Source organism: Afipia birgiae 34632, assembly GCF_000308295.2.
GTDB lineage: Bacteria > Pseudomonadota > Alphaproteobacteria > Rhizobiales > Xanthobacteraceae > Afipia > Afipia birgiae.
Map to the genome: position 1 here is coordinate 381,349 of NZ_HG326654.1, position 23,718 is coordinate 405,066.

Consider the following 23,718-nt stretch of genomic DNA (forward strand, 5'->3'; position numbering starts at 1 on the left):
ACTGAAATAATTGGAAACGTTTTAAGAGCTGCACGTTGGCGCGGCTCTCACCTTGCCTTTGCAAGATTATCCGCCTGCGTAAGCGCGGCTACGAGAGTGTCCTCGGTCACAGTCCCGACAAACTGCTTGAGATATGGCGCTTCGGCGACAGAACGCTGGGCAATGGTTCGAATGCCTTGCTGGATATCGCCGGAGAACCCGAGGTCGTTCAAGCTCGTCGGCAAACCGACCGCGCGGTAGAACGCAACCATATCCGTCAGAAAGGCAGCGGACCTCTGCTCAAGACAGAGTTGCGTGAGCAGGCCGAATGCCACCTGCTCTCCGTGAAGCGATCCATTGAGCGAAGGAAGAGCGGAAAAGCCACGTGTAAGCGAGTGCGCGATCGACAAGCCGCCGCTTTCGAAGCCGAGGCCACTGAGCAGGATCGTCGCCTCGACAATGTTCTCGAACGCAGCATCGGGCTCCCTGCGGTCGACTGCCGCGAGGGACGATATCGCGTCCCGCCGGATCACCTGATAGCATTGATCGGCAATCGAAACCGCAAGTCCGGCCGGGCGCGCCTTGTAGAAATTCATGCCACCGGAATTGAAGCATTGTTCCGCCTCGAATTTCTTCGAAAGCGCGTCGCCGATCCCGGCAACGAAGAACCGGCGCGGCGCACGCGCGATAATCGACGTATCCACGACGACAGCATCCGGATTCGTCGGCATCAGCCGGACTTCTTTCAGGACATGATCGTCGGTATACACAATCACTAGCCGACTGGTGGGTGCGTCGTTCGAGGCCACTGTCGGCACCACGATGATTGCTCCGCCACGCAGAATGCGAACGCCCTTCGCGGTATCGATGGCCTTGCCGCCGCCAATCGCAATGACGACGTCGCTGTTTGCAGCCCGGGCCTTGGCGGTCATCGTATCGATCTGGTTCACGGAACATTCGCCCGAGAACTCTGCGAACTCCAGACCATCGACGTGTGGCTGGAGCAATGCGGTGAGCTGGTCCCGTAGCCCGGCAACAGCCACGTCGGCCACGACAAACGGACGCCGGCCGTAAAGCGGAACCAGCGCCGCAAGTTCGCTCAGCGCGCCCGGACCCTGAACGTAGCGATGCGGGCCGCCGAAAGCTCGAATGGTCATTGATCACCCCAGAAGAAGTCGCGCTTGCCTCCATCCATGCAGATCAGCGCACCGTTGATGAACGCGGCCTGAGTGGAGCACAGAAATGCGATCAGCGAACCCACCTCTTCAGGCTGGCAAAACCGGCCGAGCGGATTTTGTCCGGCGATAACCGCGCGCTTCTCGGCGGAGAAGCCGGCGATCAGCGCGGTCTCGACATAGCCCGGTGCAATGGCATTCACAGTAATCCCGGCGCTGCCAACTTCCTTGGCCAGGGTTCGCGTAAAACCGATAACGCCCGCCTTCGCGGCGGAATAGTTGGTGACGCCGGGCCTTCCGCCGCCTGTGACGTTCATCGACGAGGTATTCACGATCCGTCCGAAGCCGCGTTCGCGCATCAACGGGACGGCATACTTGCTGCAAAGGAATGTGCTGCGCAGATGTGTCCGGACGATGATGTCCCAATCGTCGAGCGACATGTTCTCGGCAAGACTGCCGAGGTGCCGACCGCCCGCGCCGGCGTTGTTCACCAGAATATCGAGATGCCCAAGCCCGCGATGTGCTTCACGGACAACGGCTTCCGCACCCGCTTCTTCCGAGACGTCACCAATAGCAACGACTGCCTTCGTGCCCGCAGCGATCAATTCGGCCACTGTGGCTTCCGCCGCCTCGCGATCAATGTCGTTGATGGCAATGGAACATCCCTCGGCCGCCAGAGCCAACGCCTCAGCCTTGCCGATGCCCCTCGCTGCGCCGGTCACCAACGCAGCCTTGCCCTTCAACCCGAGATCCATGATTAACCCTTTACAGCGCCAGCACCGAGGCCTTGGATAAAATATTGCGTCAGCAGCGCAAACGCAGCGAACAGGGGCAGCGCGATCAGCGTCGATCCTGCCATGATCTCACCCCAGCGCAGATCGAACGACCCGACCATCGACGCAAGTCCCACCGGCAACGTCTTGTTGGCATCACTGCCGATCATGATCAGTGCGAATGTGTAGTCGGTCCACGACAGCAGGAACGAGAAGATCGCCACCGTGATCAACCCCGGCAATGACAACGGCAGCACGACGCGCAGGAACGCGCCAAGCCGCGTGCAGCCATCGACCATCGCAGCTTCTTCCAGCTCGAACGGCATACCCTTGAAGAAGCCCCACAGGAACCAGACGCCAAGCGGCAGCGTCAGCGTCAAATGCGACGCGATCAGGCCAACCAACGTGTCGCTGAGGCCGAGGCGCGCAAAGATCGTGAACATCGGGATCGCGATCAGCAACGGCGGGAACATGTAGGCGTACAGCATCGCGCCGACGATCAGCTTCTTGCCGCGGATGCGCTGGCGCGTCACGGCGTAGGCGATCATGATCGAAAAAATCATGGTCACAACGACCGTGACCACAGCGACAATGACGCTGTTCATGAAATGCGTCGGGTAGTCGGTCAGTTCGAGCAGGTTGCGATAGTATTCCAGCGTGAACGGACCCGGCATCAGCGAGACGGTGCTGAGCAGGCTCGTCGGCTCACGCAGACTGGAAATGAACATCCAGTAGATCGGGAACGCCGAATAGATCGCGATGACGATCGCGGCGCCGTAGAGGCTCAGCCGGGCGGGCAGCGATTTGACAGCGGCCATTAATCGTCCTCCAGCGGGAAGATGCGGAAGTAGAAGAACACGGCCACCGACAGGATCGCGAAGGAAATCGTCGCAATCGCCGCGCCCCCACCGATGTCGAACAGGCTGAATGCGTGACGATAGGACAGGATGGCCAGGTGCTCGGTTGATCCGACCGGGCCGCCACGAGTCAGAAGCCAAATCACGTCGAACTTGTTGAACATCCAGATCGCGCGAAGCAGAACGACCACGGTCAGGATCGGCTTCAACATCGGCAGCGTGATGTGGAAGAACCGCTGAACAGCCGTGGTGCCGTCCACCCGCGCGGCCTCGTAAAGCGACGTGGGAACAGTCTGCAATGCTGCGAGGAAACAGGTCGTGACAAACGGCGTCCACATCCAGACGCTGACAAGGATGACCGACGTCATCGCCGCACCGGAACTCTCGAACCAGTTCACCGGCGGCAGTCCCATGGCTGCGATGGCTTTGGTGATGATGCCGATGCTGCCGTCCACCATCCACTTGAACGTCAGAATGACGACGACTGTCGGCAGCAGATACGGCAGGATGGACAGTCCGCGCACGAAATTACGGCCCGGGAATGTCTCGTTCAGGATCAGCGCGAAGCCGATGCCGAGCACCACCTGAAGCACGATCGACCCGGCTGAATAAACAACGCCATTCCAGAGCGCGCTCCAGAATTCCGGCAACTGCATAATCGCGATGTAGTTGTCGAAGCCGACCCACTTGGCTTCACCGACAAACGAGTCAAGCTTGTAGAAACTCAGACTGATGGCATAGGCCACCGGCGCGACGATCAGGACGAGCGTCACGAGAAGTCCGATCACCAGAAAGGTGTATATCGTCGATTTCGAACTCAAGTTCGTCTTTCCGGGAAAAGCCCGGCCGGGAGCATCCGGCCGGGCAGTTGGCACACGCGTTTCTTATGCCGTGAGCTTGCGCATCTTGTCGCCTGCCGCCTTGACGCAATCAGCCGCCGGCATGTTCTTCAGAATGCGGTTCTGCAGCATCTCGGGGATGACAAAGCCCTCGAAGACCTTGCCAGGACGCAGATCGGGCGCCGGTCCCTCGGTATCGACCGAGGTAAGGGTCATCGACTTGTCGACGATGAAGCCCTTCATGGTCTCCACCGCGTCCTTGTGCTTCTCGATCAGCGGGTGAGCGCGCCAGCGCGCGTCCTCGTAGACGTCGAGGCGCGGCGGCTGGAAGTGCAACGGCGCCGTGTGCAGGAAGTTGATGTACTGGTTCTCGGTGAACCACTTCATGAACTTCATCGACTCGCTGGAGTTCGGTGTCTTCAACACCACCCAGCCGTCATAGCCGTGGTTGACCGCCTTCGCCTTACCCTGGCTGTCCATGTACGGCATGATTCCGTACTTGGTCGCGAGCGCCGGTGAGGTGCGCTCAAGCGCCTCGATGATGCGCCCGGCATAAGCGGTGTGCCCGACCTTGTCGGAGGAGAAGTTCGACAGAACTTCGCCGAAGCTGGCCTGGCTGGTGCCTGACGGCATCGTCTTGTAGAGATCCGCGAAGAAATCGAGATAGGCCGCGACCTTCGGAGCGTTCGCCGCGTTGTCGATGGCGACATTCCATTTGTCGTCGAACAGCTTGACCCCCTCGGCCCACATGAAGCCCGGCGAGAGCCAGTTGGTCGCGCCGTTGCTGCCGATCGGGAACAGCGCGCCGGAGCGGCCATCCTCGTTGAGCGCCTGCGAGTTCTTGAGCATGTCGGCCCAGGTCTTGGGAACGCTCAGGCCCTTCTTTTCGTAGAGATCCTTGCGGTAGTAGATCCACGCCAGGTTGTAGTCGTAGGGATACCAGTAGGTTTCGCCCTTGATGGGGAAGAGAATCTTCGGTCCCCATTTATGCTTGCTGGTCAGTTCGGTCAGCGGCATCAAATGCCCTTCTGCCTGAAGCAGCAGAACGTGACCCACGAAGGCAAATGTCGCGATGTCGTAAGGCTGACCGCCGCGCAGTGAGGTGGTCACCTTTGTAAAAGCATCGTCGAGCGGCACGGAGTCGACGATGACCTGGGTGCCCGTCATCCGCTCATACTCGGCACACGCGACCTTCAGCGCGCGGATGCTGTCGATGGACGTTTCAGTGTTGAGGAAACGGATGGTCTTCTTGCCCTGCCCCCACACAGCAGGCGCGCCAAGCGTACCCGCCGCAATCCCTGCGCCAACCGCTCCGGCGCCCTTGATGAGCGTGCGGCGGTCGATATTCGATTTCCCGTTCTTAGACATTACGTTGTCTCCCATGGCAAATTCACTGGTGTGAATGTTCGTTCTGGTTTCTTGGTAACTTAGAGTCGCTGTCCCGTTGCTTTCGAGAACAGATGGAGCCGCCCGGCCTGAAGCCGGACGGGAATTCGCTGGCCGAACTTCCAGTTATCGACGCGGTCGGTGAGAATACGCAGACGCACACCGCTCACCTCACCGATGCTAAGGGTCTGCGCGCCGAGTTGCTCGATGACGCCGACCTCAAAGGTCAGAGAATCCGGCCCTTCGCCGAGGCCGATATGCTCCGGCCGGATTCCTAGAACGATGTCTTCATTGACGGCCTGATACTCCGCGGGGAGTGCGACCCGCATTGCACCGCTTTCAAATGTGCCATTCGAGGCGCGCCCCTCGACCAGATTCATTTCAGGCGATCCGATGAACCCGGCCACGAACAGATTGACCGGACGGTCGTAGACTTCGAGCGGCGCACCCACTTGCTGCACATGCCCGTCGCGCATGATCACGATGCGATTGGCGAGCGTCATCGCCTCGACCTGATCATGGGTCACGTACACCATGCTGGTGCCGACTTCCTGATGCAGGCGGGCGATTTCCTCGCGCATGCGCACGCGCAGCTTGGCGTCCAGGTTGGAGAGCGGCTCATCGAGCAGGAACACTTCCGGTTCGCGCACGAGAGCACGGCCGAGTGCGACGCGCTGCATCTGGCCACCTGAAAGCTGCTTCGGCTTGCGCTTCAGATATTCATCGAGGCCGAGCATCTTTGCGGCGCGCTGGACGCGCATGTCAATTTGCGCCGGGTCCATCTTCCGCATCCGCAAACCGAACGCGAGATTTTCGTAAATCGTCTTGTGCGGATAGAGCGCGTAATTCTGGAACACCATCGCGATGTTGCGATCCTTCGGCTCCAGCGCGGTAACATCGCGGTCGCCGATGAAGATCTTGCCGGAGGTAATTTCCTCAAGACCCGCCAGCATCCGCAGCGTCGTGGACTTTCCGCAACCCGAAGGGCCCAGGAACACTACAAATTCGCCGTCACGAATCGTCAGATCGACGCCATGAACGGCGACCACCGGACCATACGCCTTGCGAACTTTTTCGAGTCTAATCTCTGACATAGATCACTTATTCTGGCCGGCCACGAAATCGTGGATGCGATGATTGATCGGCGCGAGCGCCTTCTGAATATCGCGGTAAATCGGGAAACCCTGATCGTAGACAGCAGCGCGCACCGGATCCGGCGTCGCCCGCGACACGATCTGGACCACTTCCGCTGCCGCACGTTCGTCCTTGAAGACGCCAATGCCGACGCCCGCGAGCAATGCGGCTCCGTATGATGCGTCCGCGACGGCAGGAAGTTCGACGGTGATGTTCAGCACGTCAGCAACGATCTGACGCCAAAGCGCGCTGCGCGCGCCTCCACCTGTCAGGCGCGCGGTCGCGAAGCCAAGTTCCTTGGACTTCATAACCTCAAGACAATCCCGCAGCGAGTAAGCGACGCCCTCATAGAGCGCACGGACGAAGTGACCGCCGCCGTGATTGAAGCCCGCTCCAACAAAATCCGCGCGCAGCAGCGGGTCCCAATAGGGGCTTCGTTCGCCGTTGAGATAGGGATGGAAGAACAATCCTTCCGAACCGGGACGCACCATTGCAGCACGCGCATCCATGGCGTCGAAGACCGCGCTGCCGTCTTCACCTTCGCGGCGGAAGAACGTATCGCGCAGCCATTTGTGCGCCGATGCGCAGGAATTGGTGGCAGCGATAACGTACCAGTGATCCGGCACGACATGGTAATAGTTGATCAGCGAAAAGTCGGGCCTCGCCCTGGGCGACAGCACATTCACTGTTGCCGCTGTCGCGAGTTTCACAACGCCGATGCCTTCACGTACCATGCCGGCACCGAAGGTCTCGGCGGCGGTGTCCGACGTGCCGCAAACCACCGGAGTGCCTTCCGCCAGACCCGTGGCTTGCGCGGCTCGCGCAGTCACCTTGCCGACGACGGTGCTCGGCTTCACGATCGGCGGTAGCGTGGCCATCGGCCAGCCGATCATGTCGCATAGTTCCTTGGACCACTCGCCGGTCTGCGCATCCAGCATCAGGGTGCCGAGCGCATCGATGGTGTCGATTTCCCAGGTGCCGGTGAATTGCGCGCGCAGCCAGTCCTTGGCGACGTAAAGCCGCTTCACGCGTGCAAACGCTTCCGGTTCTTGGTTACGCAGCCACAGCATCTGCGGCAGCGTCCAGGTCGGATTGGCGCGGTTCGCCCCGATTTCGAGAATGCGCGCGTCAGCCCTGTCGCGAAGTTGCTGTGTCTCCTCCCGGCTGCGCTGATCGTTCCAGAGAATGGCCGGACGTATCACATGGCCGTCGGCATCCTCCAGCACCTGCGTGTGGGCGCCGGCGGAAAACGAAATCGCTGCGATATCTGAAGCTGGCCGGCCGGATGCCTTGAGGCCGCGGCGCAATGCATCGCAGGCTGCAAGCCACCAATCGTCCGGGTTTTGCTCGCTCCAGCCGGGATGCGGCGATGATGTCGCAACAGATGCCGACGCCTCGCTGACCAGCGAGCCATCGGCCTTGATAATGCTGATCTTGAGCGAACCCGCGCCAAGATCAATTCCCACCAGAAGAGGATCAGACGCTGCCATAGTGGGCGTCCTCCCCTGCAGCAGCACGGATGTACGCCATGTCAATCACGACGAATGTCTTTCGCATTCGCACCGGCGCGCAGCCCGATCTTGCCGGGATTGAACAGATTGCCCGGATCGAGCGCATCTTTGATCGATTGCAGGACCACGAGGCCAGCGCCAAGTTCGCGCTTCATCCACGGATTGCGGAACAGGCCGGCGCCGTGGTGATGCGCAATCGAACCGCCATGATCGAGTGTTAGCTGCTGCACGGCATCCCAAAGCTTCTGGTGAATAGGCAGCGCCTGATCATCCGGCATCGGAGGCAACCGCACCGTCATGTACTGGCAGGCGCCTTCGGGATAAACATGCGACCAGTGCGCGCCGAAATGTATCCCCGGATAAATCGCGCGCACGGCGTTGCCGATGGCGTCATACATCGCAGGAATCGCCGACCAGTTACCGGTCACCTCAATGGTGTCGTTGAAGTAGCCCGCGTCATGCCATTTCTGCGAATAGGCTACGTAGCGGTTCTGCTTCCAGTGCTCATAAGGACCGTCAGGGCCGACCTCACCGCCCTGAGCGGCGGCGATTTCAAGCGCCATGCCCTGCTCGGCCGTGACCATGGGCTCGCTGCCGCAAAACTGGAGCACCGCAAGAAACGGCTTGGTCTTGAACAGTGCGATATCCTTAGTGCGCTCGTCGCTCTCCACGCGATCATAGAGCCGCACGATCGTCGGGCGCAGTTCGGCCTGCATGATCAGACGCGCGCTATCCAGAGCTGCCTGCAATGACGGGAATGCAAGCACGACACCGCGCTCCACGGCGGGTTTCTTGAAGATACGCAGCGTCGCTTCAGTGATGATTCCGAGAGTGCCTTCACTCCCGATCATCAGGTCACGGATGGACGGACCGACCGAGCGTCGCGCAACAGGCCGCACGTCGAGGGGCGTGCCGTCCGGCAGCACGGCCTTGAGGCCGACGACGATGTCCTCGATCTTTCCATAACGGCTGCTCAACTGTCCGCCGCCACGGCAGGCAAGCCAACCGCCGACGGTCGATATTTCGATGGACTGCGGCAGATGTCCGCTGGTGTATCCGGCTTCGTTAAGCTGCTGCTCGAAATCAGCGCCATTCATGCCGGCCTGCACCGTGACAACCGCGTCGGTCGGATTGATGGAGACAATCTTGTCGAGCCGGCGCGTGTCCACCATGATCTCGCCGCCGAGCGGAATCGCTCCGCCGAGCACACCGGAACCGTTCCCGTATGGAATAACCGGAACGTTGCGCGCCTTTGCAAGCTGAACGATGCGAACGATCTCATCCTGGTTCGCTGGACGCACGACCAGGCGAGGAACGGTGCCTGCAATTTCTCCTGCCCGCTCGCGGAAAACGGCAAACGGCAGACGATCCCTCGAATAGCCGAGTCTCTGATCGAAGGACGTCAGAACATTGGCTTGACCAACGATGGCGCCAAAAGCAGACGCAAGATCCGCATCGACGCGATCGTTATCGCGAATTGCAGCGATGGTGGTTGCGGTCATGACAGCCCCTGCCCAGAGGCCAAATTCGCCACGCTCACTCAACGTCCTCCCTGATCGCGTCAATTTCCGTGATTGAACAAATGGTTTGCGCAATCGTTTGTTCAAACGTCGTACAAACTTCCGCGTGGGTCAAGTTAAAATTTATCGCGGAGCTGGGCCTGTGGAGGCGCGAACGACAAGACCGTCTGGCGCCAATGGCGCGACAGGTTGCGGCGCACCGCCGTTCAGGAGATCGATCAGGAGATCAGAAGCAATTTCGCCCATGAGTTCGGTCGGCATCTTCACCGACGTCAGCTGGGGATAGAGCATTGTCGCGACCGGCGCGTCATGCAGTCCCACCACCGAAACGTCGCGCGGAATTTGCAAACCGGCCTCATGCAAGACGGCCATTGCACCCGCCGCCGTCACCAGCGTCGCGCCCAGAACTGCTGTCGGCTTCTGAGCGAGCAGACTACGCATCGCGTCCGCACCACCCTCCGCAGTGTACCCTGCGACGGCGACCAGCTTGGGATCAAAGGGAATGCGGTGACGCTTGAGGCCGTCGCGATATCCCGCCAGACGCTCGCCGGCATTGAACCCACCGGGCCGGCCTGCCAGATGCGCAATTCGCCTGTGTCCCAGCTGCGCCAGATGATCGACGGCAATCGCCGCAGCGGCGCGGCTGTCCAGCACGACACAATAGGGAGTGCCTGGCAGCTGCCGGTTAAGCAACACGAATGGAGCGTGAGTGGATTCCAGTTCTTCACGCAGCAGTCGATCGTCGTCGAGGCTGGCAACCAGCAATCCATCGGCGCGGTTGCCGTGTGACAACCGATGATAGACCGCATCGGTCGCTCCCGACTCGCGATGCGCAATCAGCAGCGAATAACCGTGTCGGGCAGATGATTTCTCTGCGCCGCGAATAGCAGACGCAAATACCGGGTTGTCGAGCTGCGGAACGATCAGGCCGAGGGTCTGGCTGCGCGACGTTCGCAATCCCTGCGCGAGCGTATTCGGCGAATAGTCCAGAGTGCGCGCGCTCTTTAGAATGCGCTCGCGGGTTTCATCGCGAATACGCTGATTTGTCTCGCCACGAAGCACGCGGGACGCCGTGGAGATATCCACGCCTGCCATGCGGGCCACATCAGCCAATCGCGGTCTCATGGATGCACCGACGGTTGCAATGAGGCCACAACCTAGAAAACAGACCGCCATGACGCAAGCGGTCAGTGCAAACCGCCCGTCACGCCGAGACGATAGCCCGCCTAGCGACAAGAGAGCGTGCGCTGATCGATGAAACAACGGAGGGGTTACGCTCCTCCCGACGCGATCCTTCAGACGCGCTCTCGATGAAGCGATCGGTGGTGGCGGCTGAGATCCGCCGCGTCGTCGCGTGCGGATCCCGTCATCTCGTGCTGCAAACAAAGAAGCCCCCGAAGGGGCTTTGTAAGGTTACACTGCGTCCTTGGCAGCTTTGACCGGGCGAGCCCTGACGATCTTTCGTGCAGGCTTTGCCTTGAAGGTCATGGCCTCGCCGGTGAAGGGATTGGTTCCCTTGCGGGCCTTGGTTGCAGGCTTCTTGATAACAACGAACTTCGCAAAACCGGGAACCAGGAAGACGCCAGACTTCTTGAGCTCTTTGTATCCGACCGTCGCAAGCGTCTCGAGAACGCCCTTAACTTCCTTCTTGGAAATTTCGGTCTCTGCAGCGATCTTCTCAATCAGCTGCGATTTCGTCATTTGGACTGCCATAACTACTCCCTTTGATTCGAGTCAGAACACACTATTGATAATTCCACCAAAAAGGGCTTTCGGTCAGCCGTTTGCACAGCTTTGTGGGCTTTTTGCCGGGGATTTCCATAGAAATCGTGTGCCGCCGAGCGTTCTGAGGGCGGTTTTTGGCTTGTACTGCAGCCTTTGGGCCCGGCCGCCGGGGGCAATGGAATCAAGCCCACGCTCCCGGCGGAGTGGCCCCCTGCTGTCCGGACCCGTCGCGAGCGCGGGCGGCACCCGCCAGAATTCAGGGATTTTGTCAGGCGCAACCGACAGCGAGGCCGCATTTGATGCCGCCCCACCTGATCCGCGGAATCGTTGACTACTGAAAAAGCTTTATCGCGTTGGCGAAGGTTTGATCGCCGCTGTCGGATCACGAGAGCATGTCGCGGCCGTCAGACAGCGGCGCCCCGCTCCATTGCGAGTTCCGCTTGCAGGTTTGCAACGTCGCGATAGATGGATGCGACGGCCAGCACCCTGCCCTTGTGCTTGTATCGAAGCAGAGAATCCCTGGCGTTGATGTCTCCATCGACGACGATCTCGTCCCATTGCTCCGCATGGCCGACATAGTTGATCGGCACATCATAATGCTGGCTCCAGAAGAACGGCACCGCGTCGAACGCCTCGCGTTGTCCAAGGATATTGCGCGCCGCGGTTTGTCCCTGGCGCTGGGCGACCACCCAGTGTTCAACACGGATGTTCTCGCCGGAATACGGATCAGGCCAGCGCGCGATATCACCTGCGGCATAAATCCCCGAAGCGCTGGTCTCGAGGTGCGCATTCACCATCACGCCGCGATCCAGCGCCAAACCAGCGCCTTCGGCCAATGCGAGCCGCGGACGAACGCCGATGCCGACGACAACAACGTCGGCCTCCAGAACACCTCCGCTTTTGAGGGTCGCGTTCCGGTCATCAATGCTGACCACCGTGTCCTCGAGATGGAAGATCACGCCGTGCTCCTCATGCAGCGCACGCACGAAATCACCCATCTGCGGACCAAGCACGCGCTCCATGGGCCGCTTTTCCGGCGCCACCACATCAACCTCGATATCGCGCGCGCGCAGCGCCGCTGCCACTTCAAGCCCGATGAAACTCGCGCCAATCACGAGCGCGCGCCGCGCACTCTGCGCTGCATTGATAATGGCGCGGCTGTCGGCCAGCGAGCGAAGCGTGTGGACATGCGGCAGCCCGGCACCGGGAACCGGCAAGCGCAGCGGCTCCGCGCCGGTGGCCAGCAGCAGACGATCATAGGCGACAGTCTCTCCGCTGGCCGTCACAACGCGACGCGCATCAGGATCAATTTTGGCTACGCCGGTATTGAGCCGCAAATCGATGTCAGCCTCCGCATAGAAATTGTCCGGCTTCAGCGGAATCCAGTCCTCCGGCGCGCTGCCCGCGAGATAATCCTTCGACAGATTGGGCCGATCCACCGGCCCATCTGTTTCCTCGCCAAACATGACGATCTGTCCGCCGAAATCCTGCCGCCGCAGCATTTCGGCAGCAGCAAAGCCCGCTGCGCCGCTGCCAACGATGACAATCCTTTTGGGAGTGTCGGCTGGCGGTTTCGCCGACGGCTTTGATTGAGTTTTCGGCTCCAGCTTTTCCTGTACGAAAATCTTGCCGTCGCGCTGCTCGACGCGCCAGCACGACAGCGGACTGAACGCGGGCGCGCGCGTGGCTTCTCCCGTTCGAAGATCGAAGCAGGCATGATGCCATGGGCAACGGATGCTGCCGTCAACCACAAGCCCATCGGCGAGCGGACCATGATAATGGGTGCAATGTGCATCGACGGCAAAGATTTCGGCCCCGGCGCGCACCAGCAGGATTTCCTGATCGCCGACATGGCCGAGCAGCTTGTCCTCGATCAATGCTGCGGGTGAGACGCCTCGCGTCAGATCAGGACCGGCGGGTGAGGTTGGCTCCTGCGTCATGATCTCTCCCTTTCATTTCCCTTGAGTATATGTGGCCCGTGGGGAGCGGCGGCGAAGCGGATACCAGTCTCGTTACACCGCCACGCCGAGGAATTCCTGTCGTGTCAGTGCATTGTCGCGGAAGCAGCCCAGCATACGGCTGGTGACCAGATCGGTGTCTGCTTTGTGGACACCGCGGGTCGCCATGCAGTGATGCGTTGCCTTGATGATCACGCCGACGCCCTGCGGCTTCAGCACCTCGTCGATGGTGTTGGCGATCTGCGCCGTCATCTTTTCCTGGATCTGCAGGCGCTTCGCGAACACGTCAACCACCCGGGCAAGCTTGCTTATGCCGACGACGCGGCCGTTGGGAATGTACGCTACCCATGCCCGTCCGATGATCGGCGCCATATGATGCTCGCAGTGGCTCTCAAACGGGATGCCACGCAGCACAATCATCTCGTCATAGCCCTCGGTCTCGTCGAACGTTTTCTGAAGAATCCCGACGGGGTCCTGCGCATAGCCGGAGAAGAATTCTTCAAACGCGCGGGTTACCCGGCTCGGGGTCTCGATCAATCCATCGCGCTGCGGATTGTCGCCGGCCCAGCGGATGATCGTACGAACCGCCGCTTCGACTTCGGCCCGGTCCGGGCGGTCCGCGTCGTCCTGCGAAACCTTGACTCGCTCCAGCGCATGCACATTCTGACCCTTCAACATACTTCCTCCCTTGCCGGAGCCCACGCGCCGCGCATTGAATTAATGACAATCATTGGATGGCCCGAAGACCAAAGGCTCCCGAGTTCAGCCAGGAAGCCCGAGCCGCTTCATCACGCCCGCGGTCATTCGCTCGCAGCGCCGACCGGCGAACGGGAATGCATCCATCAGGACAGGGCCGATCTGCTTGTCCAGTTGCTCCCGCACCAGCTTCCGCGCACGGTGCAGCCGCGTCTTGACCGTTTCCGGCCGCAATCCAAGAATTTCCGCAGTGTCTTCGACGCTCAAGCCTTCGATCACCCGGGTGATGAAAACGACCCGATAGACTTCGGGAAGATTGTCGGTTGTCTGCTCGACGAGTTGCAAAAGCTGGCGCTGCGCCATGGTTCGTTCCGGGTCGTCGGACTTCGACGTGAGGGGAAATTGAATGATCTCAGCGGGAGTGCGCTGCGCTTCGAATGTTACAAAGTCCACGGTCGGACGCTGCGTTCGTAGCCGCCCAAGGGCTTCATTGATGGTGATGCGCGAGAGCCATGTCGCAAGGCTGGAGTCGCCGCGGAAACTATCCAGATGCGTGAAGGCGCGAACATAGGCCTCCTGCACCGCGTCCTCCGCCTCGGCATCGTTCCGAAGAATGCTGCGTGCGAGACGGTAAAGACGCTGATTGTAGCGCTGCATGATCGAGCGAAAGGCATCGCCATCACGCGCAATGGCGCGTTGCACCAGATCGAAATCGTCTGGTGACGCAATGGGATGGGGCTGGTGTTGTCCCTGGGCTGGTGTCATGACCTGTCTCCTGTTGCCCTTTGGATGGGCGGGCGAGGAAAAGGTTCCAGAGATTTATCGAGTCAATCGGCCTGCCGCGCATAAGGTGAGACTGGCCAGCGGCCTCGCCGTCCGGTTGACGATAGATCAGAAGGCGGTCGACCTCCAGCGCTGTGAATACCGGCATATGCCTGCCGTATTCGACGTTGCCAAAATCAGGTCTGCAAAACTGGCGCTCCAGCGAGACCATCCGCCGGGACTGCATGGTGCAAAATCCCAATACACTTGACTTCTTGATGAATATGATTATATTCCTATATACCTGCTTTGCCCTGACGCGTCATGACCGCCACGGCGCAGAGCAGAAAACCTGAGTACGACGGTGGAGCGCCGGGAGGCGCAGCGCCTGTCGCATCAGGCGCGCATAGCCCTCGCAAGGCTATGCGGCGGACTCGATCGCAAGAGTTCGCCAAAGGTGCCTCGCAAGCACCTTGGCGCCTCCCGCCGCTCCATCGCCCCGCTGACGCGGGAAGTGGAGTTTGCAAAGCTCGGATGCATTGATTGCACCGCGAGGCCAATGGCGGCTGAGCATGCGGAAAGAAAGTTTACTCCGGTCATCCCCGCGGACCGGAAACCACCACGATCTTGTGATTTTTTGCAAGCCTTCAAACCGTCAGAATTCGTCGCTTCAGAAATCGACCACAGTTCATCCACAGATCGATTTTCCCCACGACGGGATTGATGAATCATCGGTCTGTAGTCCATAAGCCGTCTCCCTGCGGTCGCGATTCAGGATCGCGATCTTCTTGCCAAGAAAGATACTGCGTGGCCAAAACAGTCTCTCAACAGATCGCCGACGAACTTGGTGTCCGTGAACAACAGGTCGAGGCCGCAGTCACCCTGCTTGATGGCGGCGCCACCGTTCCGTTTATCGCGCGATACCGCAAGGAAGCCACTGGCGCACTCGACGACGCGCAGCTCCGCACGCTGGAAGAACGCTTGAATTACCTGCGCGAGCTCGAAGAGCGCCGGGTCACCGTCCTCAATTCGATTCGCGAGCAGGGCAAACTCGACGCTGCGCTGGAAGCAGCCATTCTCGCAGCGGACAGCAAGGGACGCCTCGAAGACATTTACCTGCCATTCAAGCCCAAGCGTCGCACCAAAGCGGAAATCGCCAAGGAAGCCGGACTGGAGCCACTGGCAGAATTGCTGCTCACGCAACCCGAGAACGATCCGCAAGCCACCGCGTTGCCTTTCGTCAACGCAGACAAACAGGTCGCAGACGCGGCAGCAGCGCTCGACGGCGCGCGTTCGATTTTGGTTGAGCGCTTTGCTGAAGATGCCGATCTGATCGGCGGACTGCGTGAACAAATGTGGTCGAATGGACTTCTGGCATCCAAACTGCGGGACGGCAAAAAGGAAGCCGGCGCCAAATTCAGCGACTATTTCGACTTTAGCGAGCCTTTGAACAAGCTCCCGTCGCACCGAATCCTCGCGATGTTTCGCGGCGAGAAGGAAGAAATCCTCGATCTTCAGATGCTCCCCGAGGCGGCTCCTGCAACGCCAACTGCGGTCAGTTCCTACGAATTGCGTATCAAGCAGCGCTTCGCCATTGCGGATCAGGGCCGTCCTGGAGACCGATGGCTGGCTGAGACGGTACGTTGGGCCTGGCGCACCAAAATTCAGGTTCATCTCAATATCGATCTGCGGCTACGGCTGTGGACAGCGGCGGAGGAAGAAGCGGTGCGTGTGTTCGCTTCGAACTTGCGTGATTTGCTGCTGGCCGCGCCTGCCGGTGCGCGCGCCACCATGGGTCTCGATCCGGGATATCGAACCGGTGTCAAGGTTGCGGTGGTTGACGCCACCGGCAAGGTCGTCGCGACGACCGCGATTTTTCCCCACGAACCGCAGCGCCGCTGGGATGAAGCGCTTGCGATTCTCGGCAAGCTCGCACGCGAGCATCGCGTCGAACTGATCGCTATCGGCAACGGCACGGCTTCCCGAGAGACCGATAAACTGGCAACCGAGCTGGTAAAGCTTCTTCCCGAGCTGAAAATGTCGAAGATCGTGGTGTCCGAAGCCGGCGCCTCGGTTTACTCGGCATCCGCTTTCGCGTCCGAGGAACTCCCGGGACTCGATGTCACGCTGCGCGGCGCAGTTTCGATCGCGCGGCGGCTGCAGGATCCGCTGGCCGAACTGGTCAAGATCGATCCAAAGTCGATTGGTGTCGGCCAGTATCAGCACGATCTCGGCGAAACCAAACTGTCCCGTTCGCTTGATGCAGTAGTCGAGGATTGCGTGAACGCTGTCGGCGTCGATGCCAACACGGCTTCAGCCCCCCTGCTGGCGCGGGTGTCGGGTATCGGTGCTGGACTCGCCCAAAGCATCGTGCAGCATCGCGATGCAAACGGCCCGTTCACATCACGCAAGGCGCTCAAGGACGTGCCGCGGCTCGGCCCAAAAGCATTCGAACAATGTGCGGGCTTTCTGCGCATCAATGCTGGCGAGGATCCCCTCGACGCATCCGGCGTTCATCCGGAATCATATCCGGTGGTGCGGCGAATTCTTGCCGCGACCAAAAGCGACATCAAGGCACTGATCGGAAATGCCGAGATTCTGCGGCAGATCAAGCCACAGACCTTTGTCGATGACACGTTTGGTCTGCCGACAGTAACCGACATTCTGCGCGAGTTGGAAAAGCCCGGCCGCGATCCCCGTCCGGCCTTCAAGGCCGCGGTGTTCAAGGATGGCGTCGAGAAAGTCAGCGATCTGAAACCAGGCATGGTCCTGGAAGGCGCAGTGACCAACGTCGCGGCATTCGGCGCCTTTGTCGATATCGGCGTGCATCAGGACGGCCTGGTCCACATTTCGGCGATGTCCAGAACCTTCATCAAGGACCCACGCGAGGTGGTGAAATCCGGCGATATCGTTCGCGTCAAGGTCCTTGAAGTTGACGTGCCGCGCAAACGTATCGCGCTGACGTTGCGGCTCGACGACGAACTCGGCGCAAAGCCAGATCGCGCCATCAAGAGCGAACCGCGCGGCAATGTCCGCCCGACTTCCAGCTCGCCACCGCCACGCAGAACGTCGCAACCCAGCACGTCAGGCGGCGGTGCGCTGGCCGACGCGCTTCGTCGGGCAGCCGAGAGCAAAAACGGCAAACCGAAGTCCGGCTAGGACGAATTGCAGCAGCATTCTTGGCTGCGCGTGGGGGGGGCATGCCCGCGCGAGCCAAACGCTCTATTGCCAGTTGATTGACGATCTGAATGATCCGGCAGGCTGACGCCCGTCGGGGATCGACTGTCGTCCCGATATTGCGCATCGCACGAGATGCTGACGCACGTATCCCCATAGACTGCACTCACTCCTCCTACCGACATACCGGGCGCTCCCTGATCGCTGCGCAGCATCACGGATTTCGCACCGCGGCATGACGCAAATCATCCGATGTTAAACATCGCGACGTGCCTGAGGCGGTGTTCCTCGCCAACCGCGTCGTCGTTCTCAAAAAGCTGTCCGCACAGGTGTTGCACATGGTGCGCTCCGCATGAGCCTCGCATCCGAAGCCCTGCACTCCACAAAAGGCCGCGTTGTCGCTGGCAAGGATGTTCCCGGCTCCGTCGAGGTGATCCGCGGCGGTGATGTGATCTCCTATCTCGGCTTTAATGTCGCTTTGCGTCCATGGGTCGAGAAGAATGGCGAGACCATCGAGAAATTCCTCGCCGCCGTCTCGGAAGCCGACCAGTGGATGCGCAAAAATCCGAAGCAGGCCGCGGGAATCGCAACCCGCTGGATTCCCGGTCTGAAGCCGGAAATCGCCGAAGCTGCGATGCAGTTCAATATCCAGCAGGCCGACCGGCGGCTGTCTGCGAACAATTTTCGCGCATTGTGGAGCGCGGAGGATCGTCTTGCACGGCTTGGCATCCTGAAGTCGACGTTTGACGTCAACAAGCACATCGAACCGAAGCACATCCTGAAAGTGATGAAGGACAAACCTGAACTGTTCGCCGACCTGCCGCCAATTCCGGCGGACGTCGCGATCGGTCCGGGCTTCGTCTTTAAACCCTGAAAACGAATTCACGTGACGGGCGGGTATCTCACCAGCCTGTCACGTGGACTTCCACATCTATGCCGCACCACTTAGGATTGCTTCGATCCGGGACGCGATTTCCAGAAGACGCCGGTCCGAATTCCTGCGGCCGATGAGCATGAGACCGATGGGAAGCCCGTCAACTGGCAGCGGCAGCGAGACGGATGGACAATCAAGCATGTTAGCAACGCGCGGATTTCGAAGCACGAGCCCGTTGGCTTCATGAAACCCCGCATCGTCTTCAATTGATGTCAGAAGCGGTGCGCGGATCGGCGTGGTTGGAACAACGAAAACATCGTTGTCCGAGAACGAATTTTCAAACGCCTCGATTGCGCGCTTTCTAAGCCTCGTCATGCGGACGTAGTCGGTTGCGGCCACGCCAGCCCCTGCCTCGATACGAACACGCGTTTTTGGGTCGATTCCATCCAGACTGGAGATTCCAAGCCCTCGTAACGTCGCGCCGACTTCGATTGACGGAAACGTTCCGATCTTGTCGATCTTCGCGATATCGTCGAGAGCCGGATCTATCGATCCATCTTCGATCTGCACACCGGATGCTCGAATCCGTTGCACTGCATCCTCAAACGCCTCGAGCACTTCCGCTTCGCATCGGTCAAAGAGCCGGCCGCGGGCGACGATTAGGCGGAAGCTGTCGGAGGAAGCCTCCAGCAGAGGCGCCGGTGATGCCTGTCCCGCCAGAACCTGCTCGGCGGCGGCACAATCCGCCACACTCAAAGCTATCGGCCCAATCGTATCGAGGCTCGAAGACAGCGAGAACGCGCCCTCCGTCGATATGCGTCCACCCGTCGGCTTGAATCCGACCGCGCCCGAAAGCGCTGCCGGAATCCGGATCGAGCCACCGGTATCGCTACCGATTGCGATTTCTGCCATGCCATCAATAACCGATACAACGGCTCCGGAAGACGAACCGCCCGGAGCACGTTTGCGATCCCGGGGATTTCCTGGCACGCCGTCATGCGGATTGGTGCCGAGCGCTGAAAACGCAAACTCGGTCATTTGAGTCTTGCCAATGATGACAGCGCCTGCCGCACGCAAATGTTTCAGAACAACGGCGTCGCTGGTGGCCGCTGGCAATCCGCGCAACACAGCAGACCCTGCGCTCGTCACCGTGCCGGAAACATCGAACAACGCTTTCACCGAGACAATACGGCCATCCAGCGGTCCGCGTGTTAGCCCGGCCGCAGTACGCTGGTCAAAAGCCTCGGCTTCGCGCCGGGCGCCATCGGCGAACACCGCGGTGAAAGCCCTGCTGCCCTCTCCATCCGTGGACTGGATGCGGCCCAGCGCCGCCTCCAGCCGTTCCACAGCAGAGAGTTGTCGCGCGTCAGGCCTGGCTGTCATTGCTACCGTCCTGCATCAGATGTGACGATCAGGACACGACCGGCAGAACCGGGATATCGTAACTATGCGTCAGCGAGCGATTGAGAACCGGATCCCTCAACTCCATCTCGAAGCGCGTCGCCGGCCGGATGCCGCCGATGGCCCCTGGGGTACCGCAAAACATCAACGTGCCGGCTGGAAGCGTGTCCGTGCCAGTGTATTTGCGGATAAGATCGCGTGGTGTCCTCAGTGTTGAAACCGGACTCTCCTGATAGAGCACCCGTTCACCATCGATGATCGCCCACGAGCGAAGGATCAATTGATCCCAGTGCCCTTCGACATCGGCATAGGACCAGAGTTGCGTTCCGACAGGCTTGCCGCAAAGCTGCTTCGACAGGGCAATGCCTGACGCTTCCGCCTTGCGGTCGGTATGATCAGAGCCGATGCCAATCCAAAGGCCGTCGGCGAGAGCCACAACCACCGGCTCCACCTCGCCCGAGCTGTCCGGACCGAGGACAACCAGTTCGTTCGATTGCGAGAGCGTCTGAGCGGCTACGCGGTAATAGAGCGGCGTCGTCGAGGGACGCGGAACGCCAATTGCAGCGAGTTCTTCAATGTGATGCTCGATCGCGGCGGCGTCTCGGCCAGCCCATCCGGCTATGATCAGGGAGTTAATCTCTACTCCGATGCGATCGCTTCTGTCGTCCGCTATGCGATTGAATTCCAGGAACATCTGTCTTCCTCAGGCTTGTGCCGATTTTGTAACTATCTCGCCGCGCTCAATCTGCAGCGTTCGGTCGGCGATCTTGTCGAGCAGCGCGGGACTGGATTCGGTGATGAGCAGCGCAAGTTCAGGCCGATGCTTGCGCAATTCGCCGAGGGTGCGCGCGTAATCCAGCGCCAGCGCCGGCGCCAGTCCCTGAAACGGTTCGTCGAGGAGCAACAGCTTGCGCGCGACCAGGAGTGCGCGGCCCAGCGCAACCATCTTGCCTTGACCGCCGGAAACACCACCGCCCGGCCTTTCACGCATCACATGCAACTGAGGCAGCAGCGTGTAGACTTCGTCTAACCGGCGCTTGATCTCGCTCTTGCTCAGCTTCAATGCCAGCCCGGGGAGAGTGATGTTGTCCTCGACGCTCAATTCGGCGACCAGTCGCCGGTCTTCCGGCGCATAGCCAATCCCGGCTCGTGCACGATAATGGGCCGGAAACTGGCCAAGATCATCGACATCCAGCTTGATGGCGCCGCTATCGAGGTCGAGAAGCCCCATGATGGCGCGCAGAGTGGTCGTCTTCCCGGCGCCGTTGCGGCCGATCAGCACCGTTGTCTTCCGCTCCACGATATCGCAGCTGACGTTACGCAGCACGCGAATACCCTCGATTGAAACCTGAACTCTATCGAGGCTCAGCATTACGCCACTCCCACGACACTTTGCAGAACTCTTTCGTCCTTGAAGACAACATCAGGATGACCTTCGGCCATGATCTTTCCGGCGTTCCAGACAAGAACACGGTTGGCATAGCGGGCGACCACATCCATGTCGTGCTCGACGAAAAGAGCCGTCATCTGCCGCTGACGAAGCGCCCCCATAAGAGCCTCCATGAGCGGAAATCGCTCCAACGAGCTCACACCGCTGGTCGGCTCATCAAGCAGCACAAGGCGTGGTTTCAGCGCTAGCGCGATCGCGATGTCGAGCAGTTTTCGATGGCCTTCAGGCAACGTGCTGCTGATACGGCTTTTGTCATCGGCCAGTCCGACCAGGTCCAGGAGCGCTCTTGCCTCCTCGCGCCGGGCCGCGGTCTCGAGCGGACGAACCATCGTCCACAGACCGTCCTTCGCAGCAAGCGCCAACATCATGTTGTCGATAACGCGCTGATCGGAAAACAGCTGTGGAATCTGGAAGGCCCGCGCGACACCCAGGCGCGCAATCGCACGCGGGGTGAGACGCGTGATGTCCCGACCCTCGAGATGAACGCTGCCAGATTTTGGTCTGACATACCCCGTGCAGAGATTGAGAAGCGTGGTCTTGCCGGAGCCATTCGGGCCAATTACCGCGAGAAACTCGCCCTGATGGATATCGAGACTTACACCATCGGCGGCCTTCACACCGGCGAAACTGACATGGAGGTCCCTTGCCCTGCAGAATGGTTTGCTTCATTTCGCCACCGCCGCGCGGCATGCGAGAAGACCGTAGAGTCCTTTCGGCAGGAACATAATCACGATGATGAGTGCTGCACCGACGATCAGATTCCACGCATCCGTCACGGTGACGGCCGCGCTGTGAAGAAGCTCCAAAAACAACGCGCCGATAAATGCGCCGGGTACGCCGCCGATCCCGCCGAGAACAGCAACCAGCACGAGTTGCCCGGACGCTGTCCAGAACGCAAAATCAGGAACAACGCGCCCAATGGCAAAGCCGGTGATCGCGCCGCCGAGGCCCGCCAGGGCGGCTGAAACAACATAGGCGATCAGGAGGACTGCCCATACTGGAATCCCGAGATATTCAAGCCGCACTTCGTTGGTGTGGACAGCCGACAAAGCGTGACCGAGCGGGCTATCAAGATAGCGATGAACGCCAAGACCGACCAGAACCATCAGCGTCAGGCTGCCGTAGAACAGCGTATTCTTGAAAGCCGGTTCGCTGAGCACAATCCCGAAAACACTTGGAACGGGGACTGCCATTCCGTCGGTCCCGCCGGTGACTCCATAGAGTTTGGCGAACAGGGCATAGAAGACCATCGAAACGGCAAGATTCAGCATCGCGAAGAAAATCGCGCGATAGCGAACGAGAAATGCGCCGACCACGGCACCGGCCAGCCCGGCTGCCAACACCGACAGCGCGACAAGAGCAGCAAAGTCATTGATGCCAGCGCGCGCCAGGAAGGCGACGCCATAGGCGCTTGCGGCAAAGAACATGGCGTGACCGATCGAGATCAATCCGGCGCGAAGCAGGATCGCCACACCAAGCGCCGCAAATCCCTTCGCAATCGCCAGGGTCAAGACGAACTCAAGCCACGGAGCGAGTATCGGCGCGACAGCCAGGGCAAGAACCGCCGCGACAGCAAGACTTATTCGCATCATATCCTCCGGGCCGTGACCGAGCCGAACAGTCCGTAAGGACGTATCAACAGAACGATCAGCATCGCCGCATAGGGAGCCACAGCATCCAGCGCCGGGACGTAATAGATCGCCAGCACGCGAACGAATCCCACGATCAGCGATGCGATTGCAGCCCCTTCGATCTGACCGAGGCCACCGATGGCGGCAACGGCAAATGCAAGAACCATCGTGTCGGCACCCAATCCCGGAGCGACGCCGGATGTCGGCACCGCCAGCGCTCCTCCGAGCGCCGCCAGGAACACTCCGAGCGAAAACGCAAGAATGAATATCCGGTTGGTATCGATGCCGATCGACTGCGCCATTTCGCGATCAGCCACCACCGCCGTGATCAACCGCCCGAGCCGGGTGTGCCTGATCAACAACCGCAAACCGATGATGACGAGGATCGCCATTCCGATCAGAACAATCTGGTAGTTCAGATAGACGACGCCGCCGATTAGCGACGTGCCGAGAAGGCGCATGGGAGCATCCTCGTACAAGGACTGCACTCCAAAAACCATGCGCTGCACATCCTCGAGGATCAGGAAGAGTCCGAAGGTGATCAGGATTTGAACAGCCTCGGACTTTCCATATGTCCATCGGATCAAGGTGCGTTCGATAAGCGGCCCAAACAGTGCCGCAACGAAAACCGCGCTAAACAGCAACGCCACGAATGACAGATACGGACTGAGCTGCCTGCTCACGATGAACAGGCAGATCGAGGCCGCTACATAGGCGCCAATCGAGTAGAGGCTCCCATGCGCCACATTCAGGACGCGCAACACGCTGAACACCAGCGTCAGGCCAACTGCCGCGAAGAAGATCAACGCGGCGCTGGCAAGACTGTCCAGTAACAACGGGATGACGGTATTCGACATTAGCACACCTGCT

Annotated in this window: 21 protein-coding genes; 2 read left to right on the plus strand and 19 right to left on the minus strand. The window is 60.1% G+C overall.

From position 1 onward, the window contains the following. Nucleotides 1-47 precede the first annotated feature (47 nt). The 13 genes from BN32_RS20460 to BN32_RS20520 form a co-directional block, all read right to left on the minus strand. Nucleotides 48-1,136: a glycerol dehydrogenase gene (locus BN32_RS20460; protein ID WP_019196144.1), complete on the minus strand. Its 1,089-nt coding sequence runs from the start codon at nt 1,134-1,136 to the stop codon at nt 48-50. Further along, entirely contained in the window at nt 1,133-1,909 is a 777-nt protein-coding gene (locus tag BN32_RS20465) for an SDR family NAD(P)-dependent oxidoreductase (RefSeq protein WP_019196143.1), read from the minus strand. Before BN32_RS20465 ends, BN32_RS20460 begins: the two co-directional genes overlap by 4 nt. Before the next feature lie 2 nt (nt 1,910-1,911). Then, the gene (locus tag BN32_RS20470) at nt 1,912-2,745 is read right to left on the minus strand and encodes a carbohydrate ABC transporter permease (RefSeq protein ID WP_019196142.1); all 834 of its coding nucleotides are present in this window, start codon (nt 2,743-2,745) and stop codon (nt 1,912-1,914) included. After that, nucleotides 2,745-3,605 carry a carbohydrate ABC transporter permease gene (locus BN32_RS20475; protein WP_051488552.1) on the minus strand — a complete coding sequence of 287 codons (861 nt, stop codon included), beginning with the start codon at nt 3,603-3,605 and terminating at the stop codon, nt 2,745-2,747. Before BN32_RS20475 ends, BN32_RS20470 begins: the two co-directional genes overlap by 1 nt. A gap of 63 nt (nt 3,606-3,668) precedes the next feature. Next, entirely contained in the window at nt 3,669-4,991 is a 1,323-nt protein-coding gene (locus BN32_RS20480; protein ID WP_019196140.1) for an ABC transporter substrate-binding protein, read from the minus strand. Between the two features lie 59 nt (nt 4,992-5,050). Next, nucleotides 5,051-6,103 (minus strand): ABC transporter ATP-binding protein, encoded by a 1,053-nt coding sequence (locus BN32_RS20485; protein ID WP_019196139.1) that lies wholly within the window; start codon nt 6,101-6,103, stop codon nt 5,051-5,053. 3 nt (nt 6,104-6,106) lie between these two features. Then, the gene (xylB, locus tag BN32_RS20490) at nt 6,107-7,633 is read right to left on the minus strand and encodes a xylulokinase (RefSeq protein WP_019196138.1); all 1,527 of its coding nucleotides are present in this window, start codon (nt 7,631-7,633) and stop codon (nt 6,107-6,109) included. Between the two features lie 41 nt (nt 7,634-7,674). Then, a complete protein-coding gene (locus tag BN32_RS20495) occupies nt 7,675-9,156 on the minus strand; it encodes an FAD-binding oxidoreductase (RefSeq protein ID WP_019196137.1) in 1,482 nt (493 codons plus the stop codon). Between the two features lie 141 nt (nt 9,157-9,297). Continuing rightward, the gene (locus BN32_RS20500) at nt 9,298-10,278 is read right to left on the minus strand and encodes a LacI family DNA-binding transcriptional regulator (protein ID WP_244438252.1); all 981 of its coding nucleotides are present in this window, start codon (nt 10,276-10,278) and stop codon (nt 9,298-9,300) included. Nucleotides 10,279-10,587: 309 nt separating this feature from the next. Continuing rightward, nucleotides 10,588-10,887, minus strand: coding sequence for an HU family DNA-binding protein (locus BN32_RS20505; protein WP_040427113.1), 300 nt, complete (start codon nt 10,885-10,887; stop codon nt 10,588-10,590). A 416-nt stretch (nt 10,888-11,303) separates the two neighbouring features. Next, the gene (locus tag BN32_RS20510; RefSeq protein WP_019196134.1) at nt 11,304-12,839 is read right to left on the minus strand and encodes an FAD-dependent oxidoreductase; all 1,536 of its coding nucleotides are present in this window, start codon (nt 12,837-12,839) and stop codon (nt 11,304-11,306) included. A 72-nt stretch (nt 12,840-12,911) separates the two neighbouring features. Beyond that, the gene (gene folE / locus BN32_RS20515; RefSeq protein ID WP_040427362.1) at nt 12,912-13,535 is read right to left on the minus strand and encodes a GTP cyclohydrolase I FolE; all 624 of its coding nucleotides are present in this window, start codon (nt 13,533-13,535) and stop codon (nt 12,912-12,914) included. An 84-nt stretch (nt 13,536-13,619) separates the two neighbouring features. Next, complete coding sequence (locus tag BN32_RS20520) at nt 13,620-14,318, minus strand: RNA polymerase sigma factor (protein ID WP_040427115.1); 699 nt, start codon at nt 14,316-14,318, stop codon at nt 13,620-13,622. An 804-nt stretch (nt 14,319-15,122) separates the two neighbouring features. Between BN32_RS20520 and BN32_RS20530 the strand changes: the two genes are divergently transcribed. Then, nucleotides 15,123-17,474: a Tex family protein gene (locus BN32_RS20530; RefSeq protein WP_019196130.1), complete on the plus strand. Its 2,352-nt coding sequence runs from the start codon at nt 15,123-15,125 to the stop codon at nt 17,472-17,474. 370 nt (nt 17,475-17,844) lie between these two features. After that, the gene (locus BN32_RS20535; RefSeq protein WP_019196129.1) at nt 17,845-18,366 is read left to right on the plus strand and encodes a substrate-binding domain-containing protein; all 522 of its coding nucleotides are present in this window, start codon (nt 17,845-17,847) and stop codon (nt 18,364-18,366) included. Between the two features lie 57 nt (nt 18,367-18,423). Here BN32_RS20535 and BN32_RS20540 read toward each other — a convergent pair whose 3' ends face one another. Genes BN32_RS20540 through BN32_RS20565 form a run of 6 tightly spaced genes read right to left on the minus strand, consistent with a single transcriptional unit; the run spans nt 18,424 to nt 23,705 of the window. After that, nucleotides 18,424-19,749, minus strand: coding sequence for an amidase family protein (locus tag BN32_RS20540; protein WP_040427117.1), 1,326 nt, complete (start codon nt 19,747-19,749; stop codon nt 18,424-18,426). A gap of 28 nt (nt 19,750-19,777) precedes the next feature. Next, on the minus strand, nt 19,778-20,461 hold the full coding sequence (locus BN32_RS20545) for a DUF2848 domain-containing protein (protein ID WP_019196127.1): 684 nt from the start codon (nt 20,459-20,461) through the stop codon (nt 19,778-19,780). Nucleotides 20,462-20,470: 9 nt separating this feature from the next. Further along, nucleotides 20,471-21,139, minus strand: a complete 669-nt coding sequence (locus BN32_RS20550; RefSeq protein WP_019196126.1) for an ATP-binding cassette domain-containing protein — start codon at nt 21,137-21,139, stop codon at nt 20,471-20,473. Then, nucleotides 21,139-21,834, minus strand: a complete 696-nt coding sequence (locus BN32_RS20555; protein WP_019196125.1) for an ABC transporter ATP-binding protein — start codon at nt 21,832-21,834, stop codon at nt 21,139-21,141. Before BN32_RS20555 ends, BN32_RS20550 begins: the two co-directional genes overlap by 1 nt. Before the next feature lie 48 nt (nt 21,835-21,882). Then, entirely contained in the window at nt 21,883-22,806 is a 924-nt protein-coding gene (locus tag BN32_RS20560; protein ID WP_019196124.1) for a branched-chain amino acid ABC transporter permease, read from the minus strand. Next, the gene (locus tag BN32_RS20565) at nt 22,806-23,705 is read right to left on the minus strand and encodes a branched-chain amino acid ABC transporter permease (protein WP_019196123.1); all 900 of its coding nucleotides are present in this window, start codon (nt 23,703-23,705) and stop codon (nt 22,806-22,808) included. The genes BN32_RS20560 and BN32_RS20565 overlap by 1 nt, the downstream gene beginning before the upstream one ends. Between the last annotated feature and the right edge of the window lie 13 nt (nt 23,706-23,718).